The following is a 17819-nucleotide window of genomic DNA, read 5'->3' as shown; positions in this document are numbered from 1 at the left end:
TGGGGAGGCGTGTTCTTGGTCACTGTATTCGCCGGAAATTAAGGCTCTATTCGCCCCTGATTAAGGCTCGCATTGCAACTGGTTAAGCCCGCTCGGGTTCGATCTCGGAAAATGCTTGTGAGTGGGTTGACCAAGCGTTAAATTGCGCCCTTCCTTCCTTTTGCCAACCTATTTATGGCCTTCAATCAACCTACCTACCTACCGATGGTCTTCCACCAACCAACCTACCTATGTCTGGAGATTCTGCGATGCGGTTTCTGATGCGGTGCGTTTTTTTCGCCTTGTTTGTCACCGGGTTCCTTCCTCTGCCAGCAGCGGATCCGATTTCGCTGCATCCCGACAATCCTCATTACTTTTCGTTCCGAGGCGAGCCGACGATCTTGATCACCTCAGGCGAGCACTATGGGGCGCTGCTGAATCGCAAATTTGACTATCTTCGCTATTTCGACGAACTTGCTTCGCATGGACTCAACCACACGCGAGTCTTTTCAGGTGTCTACCTTGAGATTCCGGCGTCTTTCGGAATCACGGATAACCCATTGGCACCGACAGCGAAAGAATTTGTCTGTCCGTGGGTTCGTAGCGATTTCCCAGGTGCATCGGATGGTGGCAACAAATTTGACCTCACTCGCTGGAACCCGGCTTGGAAGGAACGATTGGTCGATTTGATGCAGGCGGCTGACGAGCGCGGAATTGTTGTCGAGATGACTTTGTTTTGCCCGATGTATAAGGACGAATTGTGGAACGTCAATCCGATGAATGCCGCTAACAACATCAATGGTGTTGGCGATTGTCCACGTGAAGAACTCTACACGCTCAAACATCAAGGCCTAACGAATGTGCAGATTGCTTTTTCAGAGATGATTGTTAACGAGTTAAAAGATTTCGACAACTTCTATTACGAAATTTGCAATGAGCCTTACTTTGGCGGCATCACGATGCAGTGGCAGCACAAGATTGCGGACGTGATCGCAGCGGCACAACAGAATGCTCCGAAGAAGCATCTGATTTCGATGAATATTGCAAACGGTCGTCAGAAAATTGAAAACCCGGATCCAAATGTCTCCATTTTTAATTTTCACTACTGTGTTCCTCCCACCACAGTGGCGATGAATTTTGGCTTGAACAAAGTCATCGGCGAAAATGAGACTGGCTTTCGCGGCAACAGCGACGTGCTGTACCGTACCGAGGCTTGGGATTTTTTGCTTGCCGGTGGTGGGCTCTTCAACAATCTCGATTATTCGTTTACTCCATCGCATCCCGATGGAACACGACGCGACTACTCATCGCCGGGTGGCGGCAGTGTCGAATTGCGAGAACAGCTTGGCATTTTGAAGGAATTTTTATACCAATTGCCGTTTATCGAAATGAGCCCGAGTGCTTCGGTGGTGGCGAGCGTGGAACCCGAGTTGAGTGTTGAAGCTCTTGGGAATCCAGGTGAGGCGTACGCGTTCTATCTGCACGTTCCTCTGCCGAGTAAACCCCAAGACCTGTCACGGCTTCTACGCGACAACATCGAGGCAAACATCACCGTGGATTTGCCAAGCGGAGCGTACCGGGCGGAATGGGTTGATACAAAAACGGGTAAGGTCGCGAAGCAACAGTCAATCGTTCATGAAGGAGGAAAGCGAACCTTGACGTCGCCAAGATTCTCTAATGATGTAGCTCTTCGGATCTTGAAAGACGAATAATTGTATCATCATTCGGCAGTAAACGAATTCCTGGTGGAAACAGCGATGCTGCTGCATCGTTACGGCACGCCCTCACATCGACTTGAGCGTGTGATGACCAAAGTTGCCGCGTCGCTCGGTGTCGAGGCAATCTTCTTGTATACACCGACGGCGTTGGTCGTTTCGATTAAGGACGCGGAAGGCGAAACCACGGTGGTTCGCCGCGTTGATTCGGGTGAGGTCCATGTCGATAAATTGTTTCGCGCCGATGACGTTCTGTCAAAATTGGAAGCCAAAGAAATCACGATTGACTTAGCGACTAAGCAATTGCAGAGCATTGACGATTCCCCGCCACCTTACCCGTTTCCTGTTCGTTCCATTGCATGTGCGATTAGCTGCGGTGCGATAGCGGTGCTACTTCATGGATCGCGTGCCGATTTTGTGGCCGCTTCGATGATTGGTTTTTGCATCGCGGGAATTGAACGGGCACAAACTCAATTTGGTCAAGAACGGAATCTCGTTCAGCCGGTCGCTGGTTTCGTTGCCGCAATTGTCTCTCTTGCGATCGCTCACTTCGTCATGCCAATTGACGATCGGCTCGTGACTTTGGCGGGGTTGATTGTATTGATACCGGGCTTGAGTTTGACGGTTGCTTTGACCGAATTGGCGGTGGGGCATTTGTCGGCAGGGGGGGCGAGATTGGCCGGTGCGTTGGTGTCACTGTTGACGCTGTTTCTTGGCGTCGCGATTGCATGGCGGTTCGCGCAATCGTGGCAAAACGTACCGCTTCAACCAGACGACCCGCATTGGTTGTGGCAATGGGGGGCTTTAATCATTGCACCGATCGCGTTCGCGATTGTGTTTCAAGCCCGCGTGGCTCAGTGGCCCGTGATCATCTTGGTTTCGTTGCTGGGGATCTTTGTTAGCCGCAGCGTTAACCCATTCTACGGAGTCGAGGTGGCGACATTTGCAGCCGCGTTCGCGGTCGGATGCGGCAGTAACTTGTACGCCAGAATGCGTGATCGGCCAGCATTGATCGCGTTAACGCCAGCGATGATCATTTTGGTCCCGGGATCCATTGGATACCGATCACTCAGTGCAATGCTGGACCACCAAACGATCGAGGGTGTTGAATTTGGCTTCAACACCCTCTTAATCGCCGTGTGTTTGGTCGGCGGGTTGCTGACATCGAATGCCGTCGTTCCGCCAAAACACATTCTATAATAGCATCGCTTTTGGCTTAGCGAACGTGCGTTCGGAAACGCACTTCCTTAGCAAAAAGGCGATGCTTCAATGGCTAGCAGCGTTTATGCAAACGTGTAGCCTTCTTCGCCGTGATCGATAATATCCAAACCACGTTGCTCGTCGACGGCTTGTACGCGAAGTCCGATCATCATATCGATCACCTTCAGAAGAATCAGACTACCGATTCCGGCAAACGCGTAGGTAACCAAAACGGCAACGATTTGTCCTATCAATAAGGCCGGGCTACCCGATTCGATCAGACCAAGTTTCGCTCCACCGTCAATGTCCCAGCAGGCTCGTGTGGCAAAGACCCCGGTCAAAAGAGCACCGAGAGTTCCGCCGACTCCATGGACCCCAAAGGCATCCAGGGCGTCATCGTAACCCAGCGTATGCTTGAGTTTGCTACATGCCAAGTAGCAGACGATTCCTGCACACGCACCCATTATCAGGGCAGGCATCGGTTGGACGAAGCCAGCTGCAGGGGTGATGCAAACCAAGCCAGCGACCGCGCCGCTGCTTGCGCCAAGTACGGTCGGCTTTCCGAGAATCACCCATTCCGTTAGTGCCCACGCCAAAGCGCCAGCAGCCGCCGAAAAATGGGTCACGGCGAAAGCGCTGCTTGTCAATTCATCCGACAACAATTCGCTACCGGCATTAAAGCCGAACCAACCGACCCAAAGCATCGCTGCACCAAGTGCTGTGTATGTCAAGTTATGGGGTTGAATCGGCTCACGTGGGTAGCCCATTCGCGGACCAATCAAGATCGCGGCAACCAAAGCGGAAATACCACTGCTGATATGAACGACGGTACCACCGGCAAAGTCGAGAGCACCACCTGCGAGTCCGGTATCGCCAAAAGCAAGGATCCCTCCGTCCCAAACCCAGTGACAAAGTGGGCAATAAATTAACAAACCCCAAAGCACCGAAAAAAGTGCCATCGAACTGAACTTCATTCGTTCGGCGAATGCACCACAAATCAATGCAGGTGTGATGATAAAGAACATCCCTTGGAACAGCATATGTGTAAGCATGGGGATTGGAATGTCGGCCGCGAAGATCGGAGTGACTGGGGCACCTGCTGCGTCATCCCAATAGCGTTGGACGCCGTTCATGAACAAGTATTCCATGTTCCCAAACCAAGGGTTCGAGCCACCGAATGCGAGAGAGTAGCCTACCAAAGCCCATACGACGGTCATCATTCCCATCAAAAATATGCATTGCATCATGACGCTGAGCACATTTTTGCGGCGAACCAATCCGCCGTAGAACATCGCCAAACCGGGGGCGGTCATGAACAAAACCAGTGCACAGCTGGTTAACATCCATGCGTTGTGACCGGCAAGTGCCGCATTGGCAATTTCGGTTTTTAGGTCAACCGTTTCCTCAACAACCGTGTCGGAAGCCACCTCATCCGCGACCGCAATGGCGCCGGATCCATCGTCTTGTGCCGAGCTACTCGGGATAGCAATTGTGACACAAGACAGCAGTGCTACAAAAAACCAAATGGATACTTTACTACTCACGATCCTCTCCTTCGGGGGAATGTTCGCCCGTACAATACCTGCGTTTGGGACAAGCCAATTTGCCGCCACACCTCTCGGCCCAAGCCGCCTTTGCCCCGCAAAAGTAACGACGCATCTAAGTCGATTGGGGCACTCATACCGAGTGTTAGCGTGAATTTTAAATCAAATTCAAAATCCAAGTGCCGCCGTGGCACCTGCGTAGGCTTAAGAGGATAAACCGGCGCGGCGTCCGATAGAAGCGGAGAGGGTAGAGAAAACGCTTCCTAAAAATAGATCAGCGAGATTTCTACTGGTAGCATCAGCCTTCACCGTCGCTCAAAACGGCCATGAACGCTTTTTGACTGATTTCGACGTTGCCGATCGCTTTCATCCGCTTTTTCCCCTCTTTTTGTTTTTGCAGCAGCTTGCGTTTACGCGTGATGTCACCGCCATAACACTTTGCAGTAACATTTTTTCGCATCGCTGGGACCGTTTCTCGGGCGATCACTCGGCTGCCAACCGCCGCCTGGACAGCCACTTCGAACATGTGACGCTCGATTTCTGCCTTCAATTTCTTTGCCACCGCTCGGCCGCGACGGTCTGCATCTGCTCGGTTGCACACGATACTCAATGCGTCAACGCGACCGCCGTTGACCAGAATATCCAAGCGGCACAAATCGGCTGGCTCGTAGCCCACCATTTCGTAGTCAAGCGTTCCATACCCGCGTGTGCAGCTTTTGATCTTGTCGTGTAAGTCATAGACCACTTCAGCCAACGGAATGTTGTAAACCAACATTGCCCGATTTGCCCCGAGATACTCTTGCGACCGTTGGATACCACGTCGTTCTTGGCACAATTTAATTACCGATCCGATGTATTCATCGGGCACAATAATGTTGCAGCGAACGATCGGTTGGCGGAATTCTTCGATGTCGCCTGGGTCGGGAACATCTTGCGGTTTATGGATCGAAATCGTGTTGCCCCGTTTGTCGACGATTTCATAAGTCACGTTCGGCGCGGTTTGCACCAAATCAATATCCGCTTCGTTCTCAAGCCGTTGTTGGATAATCTCCATGTGCAGCAGCCCAAGGAAACCGCAGCGAAATCCAAACCCCAACGCATCGCTGGTTTCCGGTTCAAACTCAAAACTAGGGTCGTTGATCGCCAACCGTTCGAGCGCATCACGAAGTTCCGAAAAATCTTGGCCGTCACTCGGGAACAGACCGCAATAAACCATTCGCTTAGGCCGCGAATATCCCGGTAGTGCTTGTGCAGGTTGGTCCCCAGGAATCGAGATCGTATCGCCAATATGTACGTCACCGAGGCTTTTGATGTTACAAATCAGGTAACCGACTTGGCCGGCTTTCAGTTCGTCGCACGGTAGACGCTGCGGTGCGAAGCGTCCAAGTTCGACGACTTCATGAACGGAACCCGCTTTCAGGAAACGGATCTTTTGGCCTTTGCGGACCGTTCCATTCATAATCCGGACATAAGTGATCGCGCCTCGGAAATCGTCATAGTTCGAATCGAAGACCATCGCTTGAAGCGTTGCTTTTGGATCCCCCGAGGGTGCCGGAATTTGTTCGATGATGGTATCAATCAAATCGTCAACGCCGACGCCGGTCTTTGCACTGACGCGGACACAGTCGTCGGGATCCGTGCCGAGCGAGTTCATCATTTCCTCGGCAACTTCATCGGGGCGAGCGTGAGTCAAATCGATTTTGTTGATCACGGGAATGATCTTCAAGTCGTGTTCCATCGCCGCATAGGCATTGGCGACCGTTTGTGCCTCGACACCCTGAAAGGCGTCAACGAGCAACAGAACCCCTTCGCAACATGCCAACGAGCGAGAAACTTCGTAATGGAAGTCGACATGGCCAGGAGTATCGATCAGGTTCAATTCGTATTCTTGACCGTCTCGTTTCAATTGCATCGAAACGGCGCGAGCCTTAATGGTGATCCCCCGTTGGCGTTCCAATTCCAAATCGTCGAGCAATTGCTCCTTCATTTCACGGACGGTGACTGTCCCGGTTTTTTCAAGCAGTCGGTCGGCCAGTGTGCTCTTGCCGTGATCGATGTGGGCGATAATGCAAAAATTGCGAATGTTCGATGACATATTGTTTCTTGACGGATCTTGTGTTTTTCGTGTGCGAAAGCCCATATCATGTTCGTATCAAAAGGCTTTTTCGGACACTGCAATTCTTGCCGCATCACCTTACCATTCGATTTGGCACCGCTGACCACACCGCAAGGGTGGCTTGTGGCGACATAAGGGACGAGGGATCTCAGCATGAGAATGGTCGTGTTCCGTATTTGGGGCTGCTTCCAATGTGTCGTCTTCGCTGGATGTTCAGCCTCAGCCCACGATGGTGGACGGCGACAGCAGTCTAGAAAGATGCCCGACACGGTTGCTGGGAAACGCCCTGACAACGGATTTGCCGGGAATTATAACCAGGCCGCATCCGCCAAGGGAAGTCACGAGTCAAGTCATAAGGCAGGGCTCTCTAAGGCCCATCAGGGACTAGAGTGACGGTCATGTTTGAGCGACAATGCAGACATCCTGCCTCCACTTTCCCACCTCTTTCCCCCGCCTGAGGTCGAAAAACGTGACGGTCAATCTGCCTAGTCCCTGTCGCGATCGGAACCGTACCAATCGAAGAATGTTTTCGTCGAATCGGATGGCCATTTGGATGGTCGTTTGCTTTGCTGTTCTGGCCGCCACTTTTGGCTCCACAATCAGTACCGCCGAGGCGACCGAGTTCTATGTCTCCCCAAGCGGCAAAGAAACGGCCAGCGGAAGCAAACAGGATCCGTTTGCGTCGCTGCAACTTGCTCGCGATGCAGTCCGCCGTGTTTCCGGTGCAAGTCCGATTACCGTCTTTGTCCGTGGCGGCAGCTACTTCCTTCCCAATGGAATTAAGTTTGAAAAGCAAGATGGTGGCACGGCGGAATTCCCCACGATTTGGAAGGCCTATGCGGACGAAGTGCCGATCCTGGTTGGTGGCTTACCGATTGATGGTTTTGTTCCGCACAAAGGAAAGATCTTAAAAGCGGATTTAAAGTCTCAAGGATTCCGCGACGCCAATTTTAAACAGCTCGTATTCAACGGACAGCGTCAAATTCTTGCTCGTTATCCGAACTACGATCCTGACAATCCCTATGCGGGCGGATGGGCTTATGCCGATGGAGAATACATTCCAATGTACAAGGACGTACCCGGTGAGAACCGTCGATCGCTTGTCTACAAACCAAAGGATGCCCGCGTTTGGTCGCGTCCCCAAGATGTCGAAGTGTTTGTGTTCCCGCGGTACAATTGGTGGAATAATATTTGCCGAATCGATTCGGTCGACCGTGATTCGCGAATGATCACTCTTGCTACTGATGCGTCCTACCCGATTCGTCCCTCGGATCGGTACTACTTTCAAGGTGCCATCGAGGACCTTGATTCAGCGGGCGAATGGTATCTGGACAAGGAAACGCAAACACTCTTTTTCTGGCCACCGGGTTCCATTCGAAATGAGTCGGTCTTTGCGCCGACCACTCGCACGATCTTGAACATCGGATCCGGTACGTCTCATTTGATGTTCGAAGGTTTCACGATCGAGTGTGCCGAAGGGGACGCGGTTACTTTGAACCAAACAAACGATTGTCGCATCGCTCGGTGCACGATCCGCAACGTGGGCGACTATCGCGGTTCAGGGGTCACCGTTCGTGGTGGCGTGCGAAATGGAGTGATTGGATGCGACATTCACAACATTGGTCGCAGTGCGATTTCACTTTCTGGTGGCGACGTACCGACACTGACACCGGCCGGAAACTATGCCGACAACAACTACATCCATCACACGGGCGTCTACTACAAACAAGGTGTCGGTGTCTCGATGACGGGAGTTGGCCATCGTGCGACGCACAATCTGATTCACGATTGTCCTCGGTTTGGAATTGGGTTCCACGGCAATAATTTGGCGATCGAGTACAACCATATTCGCCACGTGAACTTGGAAACCGCTGATACGGGCGCTGTCTATACGGGCGGTCGCGATTGGCTCGGATCACGTGGAACCGTCATTCGTCATAACTATTTTCACGACATACTCGGTTTTGGATTCGAAAACGGCAAATGGGAATCACCCCATTTCGGCTGGGGGGTCTATTTGGACGATAACACCGGTGGCGTTGACGTGATCGGAAACATTGTCGCTCGCGCAAAGCGGGGATTGATCCACTTGCACAGTTCTCGCGACAACCGGATTGAAAACAATGTTTTCATTGATGGGGATATGCAGCAAATTGAATGCAGTGGCTGGACCGCGACTGGAAAACGATGGAACGAACATTTTGACGAAATGGTCAAGGGTTACAATTCCGTCGCCGGGCAACCAGCATGGCAGTCGATGCGAAACATGGACGTTCCCCCTAACGATGCGGTGCTACCCGATGGCACCGTGATGAGCGGCAATACCTTCTTACGCAATATTATCTGCTACGGCAAACCGCAATCAAACTTTGTAAGAGTGCGTGACTTCTCGTTCGACCACAACTTTTTTGACTACAACTTGATTTGGCACGATGGCTTGCCAATCAATACGGGACAAGCCGTTTACGGAAGGCCACTTTCGGATAACCTGGCTCCGAACCCTTCGTTCGAAAGGGGAACAATCGGGCAGATGCCTCAACTGTGGCGTTGGCAAATCCATCCGCATGGCGACAGTGTTGGCGCGATGGAAGTGGTGTCGAACGCCAAAGGAATGGGACAAGGGAATCGCGTCCTTCGGATCGATGCCGATTTCGATCAGGAAAAGCCACGAGACAATTTTCCGATCATCGTGAGTGAGCCTCTCGAATTGAAACTTGGAAAGGCGTATCGATTGACGGCGAAAATGAAATCAGACCATGTTGGTGCAAAGGCGAATTTGATGCTTCAATCTTACGTTGCCAATGCTTACTTTTGGGCCAATTGGCCTAGCGATTGTGATTTAACGACCGATTGGACGGAGCAGGAAGTCACGTTTCAAATTCCGCAGCGTGGAGCGGATAAATGGCACGAAAAAATGACGACGTTTCGTGTTCGCATCGATTTCTCGGATGAATCAGGTTCGTTGTGGGTGGACGACGTTCGATTGGTCGAAATCGAATCCCTTGATCCATGGACGTCTTGGCAAGCAAAGGGCATGGACCAACATTCCTTGGTCGCCGATCCGATGTTTGTCGACAGGGCTAACGATGATTACCGATTGAAACCAGACTCACCCGCATTCGATTTAGGCTTTGAACGAATTCCGGTTGAAAAAATTGGGCCACATAGTGATACGTTCCGTGCTTCGTGGCCAATCGTCGAAGCAACGGGGGCTCGGGAAAAACCGTTTCGGGCCCACAGTGACCATCCTGAGTCCAGCCCCGATGCACAGTCGAGCGTCGATGCAAAGTAATGAGTCGCATGCAGCGATAGCAAACCGGCGTTTGTTGTCTCTGTTGTGGAATTCTATGTGGCTCCGTATCCGCATTGCGTCCGCCTCGGGTACAATCGGGCTGCGTTGTTCAGGAAACCAAATTGGCCGATTGTGAATGGCCACCTTGACCGCGATCTCTTCCACATTCAAAAACAGTTCATATGACGAAACGATTCAGCGTTAAGGTTCTTTTCAGTTTATCCACTACCTTGCTACTGTCGCTTGCCGGATGCGGCGGCGAGGTTGCTGATTCCCCAGTGGTTCCTCCGCCTGAATCTCAAAAAGCCTCTTCCTCCGCAAACGAAGCGAGTCGCCCGGTCGATGCGCCCGGCACGCTGGAATTGCCACCCGGAGAGATCCCAAGTGAATCGAATGACCAAGAGGAACCAACCGAATCGGGAGGACTTGAAATGCCTACCGGAGTGGAAGTGCCGGAAGCGAATTTGGACACGTCGAGCGTCCAACCCGCCAGCCAAACGATTCAGTTTGCTCAGTGGAGTGAGATTGAGAAGCAAGTTGTCGCCAGCAAAAAATTGACCGTAGTCGATTTTTGGTCGCTCTCCTGCCAACCCTGTTTGAAAGAGTTTTCAGGCTTAGTTCGGCTGCACAATGCATTGGGCGATAAGGTTCGCTGTGTGGCGGTCGATGTTGATTTTGATGGTCGTAAATCACGTCCGCCGGAATACTACCAAGAACGTGTTGCCGCGTTCTTAACCAAGGTCGGTGCTCGTTTTCCGACTTACATCAGCAAAACATCAAGTGACGAAATTTTCGCGGAGTTGGACATCGATTCGATACCCGCCGTTTTTGTGTTCGACGCCAACGGTAAACTCGTCAAGAGGTTTGTCGATTCAGGTGACACTGTTGGATTTAGTTACGACAAAGACGTCATACCACTTGTCAGCCAATTGGCAGGCTAACCCTCCGTCCCGCTTCACCTTCCTGTGGAAGATACCTATGGCACGTCCGCTTCGCCTGCTTTGTTGTCTACCCGCCTTTTTACTTGTGTCCCTGCTGATGACGCAGCGGGTGGAATCGCAAGGAAAGGATGCTTACCCTGTGCCCCCCGAAGCGGCACGGCAAACGGACGTCCCAACGGGCCAATTGCTTCATGGCGTCTTTCGTGAAAGTCGTATCTACCCTGGCACCGAGCGTGACTATTGGGTCTACATTCCGCAGCAGTTAACACGGGGTGAACCCTCTGCTTTGATGGTCTTCCAAGACGGCAAGGGGTACTGCAACGACAACTGGGGTTCTCGTGCTCACATCGTGTTTGACAACTTGATTCATGAGAAAGCGATGCCGCCAACGATTGGGTTGTTTATCAATCCGGGCGTCGTGCCTGCTGCGAATGAAAATTCTCTGCCTCGGTTCAATCGTTCGTTTGAATACGATGACGTGAGCGATCGGTATGCACGTTTTCTGATCGAAGAAATGATTCCGCATGTCGAAGCGACACACGATGTGAAAATAAGTTCCGATCCGAATGACCGTGGGATTTGTGGTGCGAGTTCGGGCGCCATCTGCGCCTTCGCGGCAGCCTGGAACCGACCCGATGCGTTTCGCCGAGTCTATTCGATGATTGGAACGTTTGTCGGGCTAAGAGGAGGCGACGAATTGGCTACCCTGGTTCGCAAGACGGAGCCAAAGGCGCTGAGGGTTTTCTTGCAAGATGGCGAAAACGACTTAAATATCTACGCAGGCGATTGGTGGATGGAAAATCAAACCATGTATCGAGCACTTGTTTGGGCAGGTTATGAAGTCGAACACGTGTGGGGTGATGGAAAGCACAGCCACGAACACGGCGCCGCGATTTTTCCCGACGCGATGCGTTGGCTCTGGAAAGACTACCCGCTGCCGATTACCACTGACTTGGATCGATCGCAAAGCCGAGCAAAGGAAATGTTGGTGGACGGAGCGGAATGGGAACTGATTGGGGAAGGGTATCAGTGGGCCGAGGGGTTAGCGATCACTGACGATGGAACACTCTATTTTAGCGACGTGCCGGCTGCAAAAATCTATCGCGTCGCTCCCGGGGGACAACCGGAATTGTTCATCGAGAACTCGGGCCAAGCGAACGGATTGGCGATCGGAAAGGACGGACGTTTGTATGGCGCGTGTCGAGGCGAAAGGAAAATTTTAGCGTGGGATCGTTCGACACAGGAAGTCGAAGTGATTGCGGATGATATCAGTAGCAATGACTTGGTTTGTTTGAGCAATGGATCGATCTATGTGACGGATCCGCAAAGCAAACACGTTTGGCACATCGATCCAGTGACCAAAAAACGGACGGTGGTGGATTCGTTCGTAGGTTGCAACGGGATCACGGTCAACCCTGACCAAACGCTATTGTATGTGGCCCATTTCGATGGTCGATTCATCTACAGCTACCAAATCGCAGCCGATGGAAGCTTGGAATTCAAACAACCTTATTTCCATTTGCACTTGCCGGCCGATCAAGTGGCAAGTCACGCCGATGGTATGTGTACCAGTGCTGAGGGATGGCTATTGAGTGCCACCGAAAGTGGCATCCAAATTTGTGACCAACCGGGCCGAGTGAATTTGATTGTGCCCAAACCGGGACAAGGACGGCGTGTTTGTTATGTGCGACTTCACGAAAACATGCTCTATGCTGCGACAGCCGACGCGGTTTGGAAACGACCCGTGCAATTGACAGCTGCAAAACCATTCAATCCACCCGTTTTGCCACCGAAACCAGGCTTGTAGCGGTGTGCTGGGATTTTCCCGTGCACGAAGCGAATGGCCCCCAAACGAAGCCTAGCCGGCATCGCCGAGATTCATGATTTCATTGTGTGGCCTCGCGGCTTGCCAAAGCCGGCTGTTGCAGAATCACATCAATTCCCCCACGGAAGTCGTGTCGGATTGCAGTCATCGATTTGCGCGTCGGGACCGTTACTTCTATCAGAATTGACACAATCCAATCCAATTCTCCCCCAAGAAGTTTTCTTTAAAGTCGATGCTCTCGTTCTTTCAATGAAATTCGACCTAGCCTTGGGGTATTAGTCACCAGATTGTAGTTCGTTCCCAGTGGGACGGCATCAGGGGATTTTCACAGGCTGAAGATATGCGTGTACCGAAAAAGCGTTTGAAGCGGCGAGGCTCGGCTCTGTTGGAGTTCGCTCTATGCTTGCCTGTTTTCCTTGCCATTACCATGGGCACGTTTGAGACCTGTCGGATGATGTATCTGCGACAGTCGTTGAAAATTGCTGCATACGAATGTGCCAGACTTGCGATTGTCCCCGAAGTCGACGCCGAGACTTTACAAGATCAATGCGATGTGTTCTTACTCGGACGAGGGATCAGTGGCTACGATTTTGAGTGCTCACCAGCGGACCCCAAATCTATCGAATTTGGAGAAACATTGACAACTACAGTAAGCGTCAATGTGGCAGAAAACTTAATCATTGGCACCTGGTTTTGTCGTGACGATACCATTTCCGAATCTGTTTCCATTATGGCAGAGTTTTGATTATGAGTCCTCGATCTATGCGAATGCGATCTGCGTATCCTTGCTCAGTTGTTAAGACTGACCTGCGTCTTGTCGGACCCCGGTTTGAAATGATTTGTCTGCGCCGACAGTCCGCAAGGACGGGGGCGACGATGGCGTTACTTGTGTTCATGTTGCCCGTGATTCTTTGTATCGCCAGCTATGTTATCAATCTCGCCTACATGGAAACGGCCAGGACAGAACTGCAGATATCCACTGATGTTGCGACTCGCGCAGCGGGACGTATGTTAGCCGTAACCGGTGATCAAGACCAAGCAATCGCTGCTGCGGATCGTTTCTTACAGATGAATCCCTATTCGAACCGCGAGATAAGTGTCGGCGGGACCGATATCGTCTTTGGCGTCTCAACACGAACGGACGAAACGCAGCGCTACGTGTTCGCACCGGGCGAAAACCCGAACGCGGTGAGCTTACGGTCATTTGGGGAAGATGATGTTGAAATGATCTTTCCCACGTTGGGAGTCCAGACATATTTTCGCCCAATCAAACAGGCCATTTGCACCCAAATCGAACTGGATATCTCAATCGTGCTCGATCGCTCCGGCTCAATGGCATATGCCAGCGACGAAATTTCCGGTGGGGACCCACCACAATCTGCGCCGCCGGGTTGGTCATCGGGCGATCCTGTACCTCCCAATGCAAGATGGTTGGATACGATTGCGGCAGTACAGGAATTCCTCAACATTATGCAGACGTCAAGCCATGACGAGCGAGTTTCGCTATGCACCTACAGCACTAAATCGGCTACAGATGTCAAGTTAACGGACGACTATGCGTCCATCACCGCTGAGATGCAAGACCATTCACTCAAATTCGACGGCGGCTATACCAACATTGGTGCTGGAATTCTTGAGGGTGCTGCAGCGTTGAGCGATAAAAAGCTCGCGAGACCTTGGGCTTCTCGTATTTTGATTCTGATGAGCGATGGGATTCACAATACGGGAACAGAACCCATTCCGGCGTCTCAGCAGGCTGCCAACGAAAAAATCATGATTTTCACCGTCACTTTTTCTGACGAAGCTGAGCAATCGAAAATGGCGGAAGTCGCTTCGAATGGTGGTGGTAAACACTATCATGCCGCCGACAGTGCACAACTTGCTGAAGCTTTTCGTGACATCGCAAAAAGCCTGCCGACCCTCATCACGTTCTGATCACAGCCATGAATCCAATAAAAAGACAGCAACGAATGTCAGGAAATCGCACCGGTGCTGCACTGGTGGAATTCGCGATGGTATTGCCAGTGATGATCCTGTTTTTCACAGCGATGATCGAGATATCCAGAGCATTGATGCTTCAGCACACCGCGGACACCGCCGCCTACGAAGCAGCGAGAGCCGCGATGGTGCCAGGCGCCATTGCCGAGGATGCGATTTCAGAGGCCAACCAGCTACTTACCTCAGTAGGTTTGGATGGCACAACCGTCTCGGTAACACCCGAAAACATTGATGAGGAGACCGGATTCATCACGGTCTTAGTGAATGTGCCAATCGCACAGAACAGCTGGATCACACCCGACTTCTTTACCGGCTTGTCGGTTTCCAGTGAAGTCACGCTGCTAACTGAAAGATCACCCATCGTTAGACTAACGGCCGTGCCATTGCTAAAAACGAAAAAAACAAAAATGAAAGGCAAGGGTGAGGAGCTCTAGTGCAACTTTATTAATTGCGTAGGCCAAGTGAAAGCTGGCGTCATGCTCTGCCATGTTTCCCCTAGCCAACACAAAATCAGAATGGCTCCAGATAGCGAATCGTTTTTCGACTCAGTGATTATTTTTTCGGTGCCCTGAATAGAACACTCCCATCATCGTCCGCCATGCGGATGTAAGGTTGGCGGTCCTTTCGCAGGCCAAGTTGCAAGGATGGCAATAGGCCACCCGTACCGTCTTTTCTTGTTGCGGCAAAGAACGAAATCACGGGGCCCAAATCACGGGGCCATCCATTTCTTTCGCACCCGCAGAGATTTGGAGAGACCGCTCGTGATCCGGATGACTCATGCTTAGTGTGGTTGTGGCATTTTTCGCTGCGGAGACGGAGAAAAGAGGGTATCCGGCTTCGTCGTGCATCTTCAGATGTCGAGACCCATCGTCGCTTGCAGTGATTTCGACCGAGGGCGGTCCGGTTTGACCGCTCTGGCTGATGCCAAGCACGGGAAAGTTTCCGTTGATCAACGCTAACAATAGACGTTGGTTCTCGTTACAGTCCTTGACGGAAACACCGGTGGACTTGGTCAATGAACTTCCTTGCGAACTCCTCAGTTCAAGGCGGGCATCCGCCCCGTCAAGAGGCACGTGCAATGACGCGACGGGGGATTTGTTCGAATCAAGTAGGTGGAGTGCTGAACCGTCGTTGGTATGACTGAGTTCAAGCTTCTTCTGACCCTTTTCATCAAACATACTGAGCGCAGGACCGTCTGAATTTACGACCAACGTAGCGCGTGGTCGGCCAGATGAGTCAACTAATACAAACTGATCCGCTTCCACAGTACGCAGGCGACCATGGGCAGGCGGAACTTGGTTTTGTGTTCTCTGTCCAGCTTCGGGAATCGACGGAGGCGTCTTTTGGCCCGAATCAGCCGATTGCCCCGAAGCAGCCTTTTGCCCTGAAGCAGCCTTTTGCCCTGAAGCATAAGGTGCTGTGCTCTGCACACCCACGAGGCAGGCAATTACAAACAGTATCGTAGCAAGAACCCGGTTGATTCTCTTTGTTCGCCGAAATTGACACTCCAGGACTTGCAGGCGATCTTCCAAGGTTCTCATGGTAATTTTCCAAAGCGGAATCGGTGTCTCGAGCGGGCTGGTCGACCACGGAAGTTTGCTAATTACCAACATCACCGGTGATGTTCGCAATGCAATTCAGTAGTTCCTTGCTCACTATCACAAGGGCCATTTTCATTCAGGGCTTGCGATACTAACTGATCATACCAATGACGCATCCACACGATAACGGTAAAGGGATCGATACGAAGGAGCGGTTTTGCGGGTTGCTTCGTTTGTACCGACGCTTGGCTTGAACGCGGTAATCTCGTTTTGGTCCACCATGCCGATGAGCAACCGTCGGTTTGGATACTGCTGCGTCCATCCTCGGGGTTGACCAAGTTTTTCGCGGCGGGCGTCGAACGTTGGCATCCGACTATGACGGAAGGCCTGGGAAGGACACTTGAAATGATGACAAGAAATGGTCGGCGAGAATGTCCGTTTTATTTTTGCCCGCATGCTCTCGAAGAGGTCGCAGCAATGGCTGTAGTCGTTTCCAAAATTCGGGCATGCAATCGATACAACCACGCTATTCGCATCAACCGGCATTGATTGCGTATGTTAAGCAAGCGGGAAATCCATACGGACGGCGATTCCTTTGATTTCGTGACCTAGATTCCATTAGTAAGGCTGAGCGGCGATGACTGGCTTTTTCGGGTGCGGTTCGCGAAAGACGTTCGGTTCTCCAATGTCAATTTAGCTCGAATCAATTTCCTAGTCTGTCCACGAGCCTCGCATGTCCAGTTTGGCTATTAGCCTACGTGAAGAAAAGAACTCTGAATTAGAAACAGAGATGTCTTTTGGCTTGGCTCGCTCCCGTGATGATCTGAGCCAGGCGTTTCGCCTTGTATTCGAGTCCTATTATCGCGCTGGCTTGTCACCCGAGCATCCAAGTAGGATCCGTTTAACGCCGCATCATCTACTCCCTACCACCGAGGTATTACTTGGGAGAAGGGGCGAGAGGGTAACTTCGACATTGACAATGTATGGCGATGGCTACCTCGGGTTGCCCATGCAGTCAATGTATCCAGTTGAGGTTGGGCAATTGCGAGATGATGGATTGAAATTGGCTGAGATTGGATGCCTAGCAGACCGGAGAGAATCGCAAAGTCGCTTCATTGACACATTTGCTGAACTCGGTCGGTTGCTCGCGATGGTCGCACAATCACGGGGCATTGATGCCATCTTGGCGGCAACTCACCCACGTCATGCTCGCTTGTACAAACGAATCATGGGATTTCGTCAAATCGGTGAATTGTCGGATTGCCCGTACGCCAACGGGAATCCTGCGGTAGCACTTTATCTGAAATTTGACGAGCACCGTGGGACTCCTTTGTACGAAAAGTACTTTGGAAATCCCCTGCCTCGCCAAGAGCTCGTTCCATACAGATGGGATTCTGAGACGCGCCGCTACTTTCGCCGCGTCCTCGAACGAGACAGTAAGATTTCTTCGTTCGCAGGGATTCAAGGCTACTACAACTGGGCTGTCGTCACGGGCTCACTTACTCCGTCGCCCTAGTTGAATCGTTCTTCGTGCATTTGAATCATCATTGTTTTTGTTAGCTGTCTTAAACGCGAACCCTCTGCTTCTTCTCGGGTATCGCGGGCCCAGATGGCTCGAGCTCTTCCGCTAACTGCATCGCTCGTAGCGTTGCCTATTGAGGGCGAGTT

General features: G+C 51.7%; 13 protein-coding genes. 9 read left to right on the top strand and 4 right to left on the bottom strand.

The window, feature by feature from the left end:
• Positions 1-230: 230 nt before the first annotated feature.
• Positions 231-1691, top strand: coding sequence for a hypothetical protein (locus CA13_RS12130; RefSeq protein WP_146396950.1), 1461 nt, complete (start codon positions 231-233; stop codon positions 1689-1691).
• Positions 1692-2894, top strand: a complete 1203-nt coding sequence (locus CA13_RS12125; protein ID WP_146396946.1) for a threonine/serine exporter family protein — start codon at positions 1692-1694, stop codon at positions 2892-2894.
• A gap of 83 nt (positions 2895-2977) precedes the next feature.
• Here the strand turns inward: CA13_RS12125 and CA13_RS12120 are convergent, their stop codons facing one another.
• Positions 2978-4321 carry an ammonium transporter gene (locus CA13_RS12120; protein WP_419195108.1) on the bottom strand — a complete coding sequence of 448 codons (1344 nt, stop codon included), beginning with the start codon at positions 4319-4321 and terminating at the stop codon, positions 2978-2980.
• 415 nt (positions 4322-4736) lie between these two features.
• Entirely contained in the window at positions 4737-6533 is a 1797-nt protein-coding gene (gene lepA / locus CA13_RS12115; RefSeq protein ID WP_146396943.1) for a translation elongation factor 4, read from the bottom strand.
• A gap of 544 nt (positions 6534-7077) precedes the next feature.
• Between lepA and CA13_RS12110 the strand changes: the two genes are divergently transcribed.
• The 6 genes from CA13_RS12110 (at position 7078) to CA13_RS12085 (ending at position 15044) form a co-directional block, all read left to right on the top strand.
• On the top strand, positions 7078-9846 hold the full coding sequence (locus CA13_RS12110; RefSeq protein WP_419194234.1) for a right-handed parallel beta-helix repeat-containing protein: 2769 nt from the start codon (positions 7078-7080) through the stop codon (positions 9844-9846).
• Positions 9847-10028: 182 nt separating this feature from the next.
• Positions 10029-10787 (top strand): TlpA family protein disulfide reductase, encoded by a 759-nt coding sequence (locus tag CA13_RS12105; RefSeq protein ID WP_146396937.1) that lies wholly within the window; start codon positions 10029-10031, stop codon positions 10785-10787.
• Positions 10788-10824: 37 nt separating this feature from the next.
• Positions 10825-12594 carry an SMP-30/gluconolactonase/LRE family protein gene (locus tag CA13_RS12100; RefSeq protein ID WP_146396934.1) on the top strand — a complete coding sequence of 590 codons (1770 nt, stop codon included), beginning with the start codon at positions 10825-10827 and terminating at the stop codon, positions 12592-12594.
• A 358-nt stretch (positions 12595-12952) separates the two neighbouring features.
• On the top strand, positions 12953-13357 hold the full coding sequence (locus CA13_RS12095; RefSeq protein ID WP_146396931.1) for a TadE/TadG family type IV pilus assembly protein: 405 nt from the start codon (positions 12953-12955) through the stop codon (positions 13355-13357).
• Positions 13358-13488: 131 nt separating this feature from the next.
• The gene (locus CA13_RS12090) at positions 13489-14547 is read left to right on the top strand and encodes a VWA domain-containing protein (protein ID WP_419194233.1); all 1059 of its coding nucleotides are present in this window, start codon (positions 13489-13491) and stop codon (positions 14545-14547) included.
• A gap of 35 nt (positions 14548-14582) precedes the next feature.
• Positions 14583-15044 (top strand): TadE family protein, encoded by a 462-nt coding sequence (locus CA13_RS12085; RefSeq protein WP_419194232.1) that lies wholly within the window; start codon positions 14583-14585, stop codon positions 15042-15044.
• 261 nt (positions 15045-15305) lie between these two features.
• On the opposite strand, the gene CA13_RS12080 is transcribed toward CA13_RS12085, so the two are convergent.
• Both CA13_RS12080 and CA13_RS12075 read right to left on the bottom strand, forming a co-directional pair.
• Positions 15306-16151, bottom strand: a complete 846-nt coding sequence (locus CA13_RS12080; RefSeq protein WP_146396924.1) for a hypothetical protein — start codon at positions 16149-16151, stop codon at positions 15306-15308.
• A 159-nt stretch (positions 16152-16310) separates the two neighbouring features.
• The gene (locus tag CA13_RS12075; RefSeq protein ID WP_146396921.1) at positions 16311-16520 is read right to left on the bottom strand and encodes a hypothetical protein; all 210 of its coding nucleotides are present in this window, start codon (positions 16518-16520) and stop codon (positions 16311-16313) included.
• A gap of 364 nt (positions 16521-16884) precedes the next feature.
• Between CA13_RS12075 and CA13_RS12070 the strand changes: the two genes are divergently transcribed.
• Positions 16885-17667 (top strand): N-acyl amino acid synthase FeeM domain-containing protein, encoded by a 783-nt coding sequence (locus tag CA13_RS12070; protein WP_419194231.1) that lies wholly within the window; start codon positions 16885-16887, stop codon positions 17665-17667.
• Positions 17668-17819 lie beyond the last annotated feature (152 nt).

It is taken from the genome of Novipirellula herctigrandis (assembly GCA_007859835.1).
Lineage (GTDB): Bacteria > Planctomycetota > Planctomycetia > Pirellulales > Pirellulaceae > Novipirellula_A > Novipirellula_A herctigrandis.
This window is presented reverse-complemented; position numbering and strand designations above follow the sequence as displayed.

Excerpts from the sequence above, each read along its gene's own strand:
- CA13_RS12070 (WP_419194231.1), top strand. The coding sequence starts at position 16,885 with ATGTCCAGTTTGGCTATTAGCCTACGTGAAGAAAAGAACTCTGAATTA.
- CA13_RS12130 (WP_146396950.1), top strand. The coding sequence starts at position 231 with ATGTCTGGAGATTCTGCGATGCGGTTTCTGATGCGGTGCGTTTTTTTC.
- CA13_RS12080 (WP_146396924.1), bottom strand. The coding sequence starts at position 16,151 with ATGAGAACCTTGGAAGATCGCCTGCAAGTCCTGGAGTGTCAATTTCGG.
- CA13_RS12105 (WP_146396937.1), top strand. The coding sequence starts at position 10,029 with ATGACGAAACGATTCAGCGTTAAGGTTCTTTTCAGTTTATCCACTACC.
- lepA (WP_146396943.1), bottom strand. The coding sequence starts at position 6,533 with ATGTCATCGAACATTCGCAATTTTTGCATTATCGCCCACATCGATCAC.
- CA13_RS12095 (WP_146396931.1), top strand. The coding sequence starts at position 12,953 with ATGCGTGTACCGAAAAAGCGTTTGAAGCGGCGAGGCTCGGCTCTGTTG.
- CA13_RS12075 (WP_146396921.1), bottom strand. The coding sequence starts at position 16,520 with ATGCCAACGTTCGACGCCCGCCGCGAAAAACTTGGTCAACCCCGAGGA.
- CA13_RS12110 (WP_419194234.1), top strand. The coding sequence starts at position 7,078 with ATGTTTTCGTCGAATCGGATGGCCATTTGGATGGTCGTTTGCTTTGCT.
- CA13_RS12090 (WP_419194233.1), top strand. The coding sequence starts at position 13,489 with ATGGCGTTACTTGTGTTCATGTTGCCCGTGATTCTTTGTATCGCCAGC.
- CA13_RS12100 (WP_146396934.1), top strand. The coding sequence starts at position 10,825 with ATGGCACGTCCGCTTCGCCTGCTTTGTTGTCTACCCGCCTTTTTACTT.
- CA13_RS12085 (WP_419194232.1), top strand. The coding sequence starts at position 14,583 with ATGTCAGGAAATCGCACCGGTGCTGCACTGGTGGAATTCGCGATGGTA.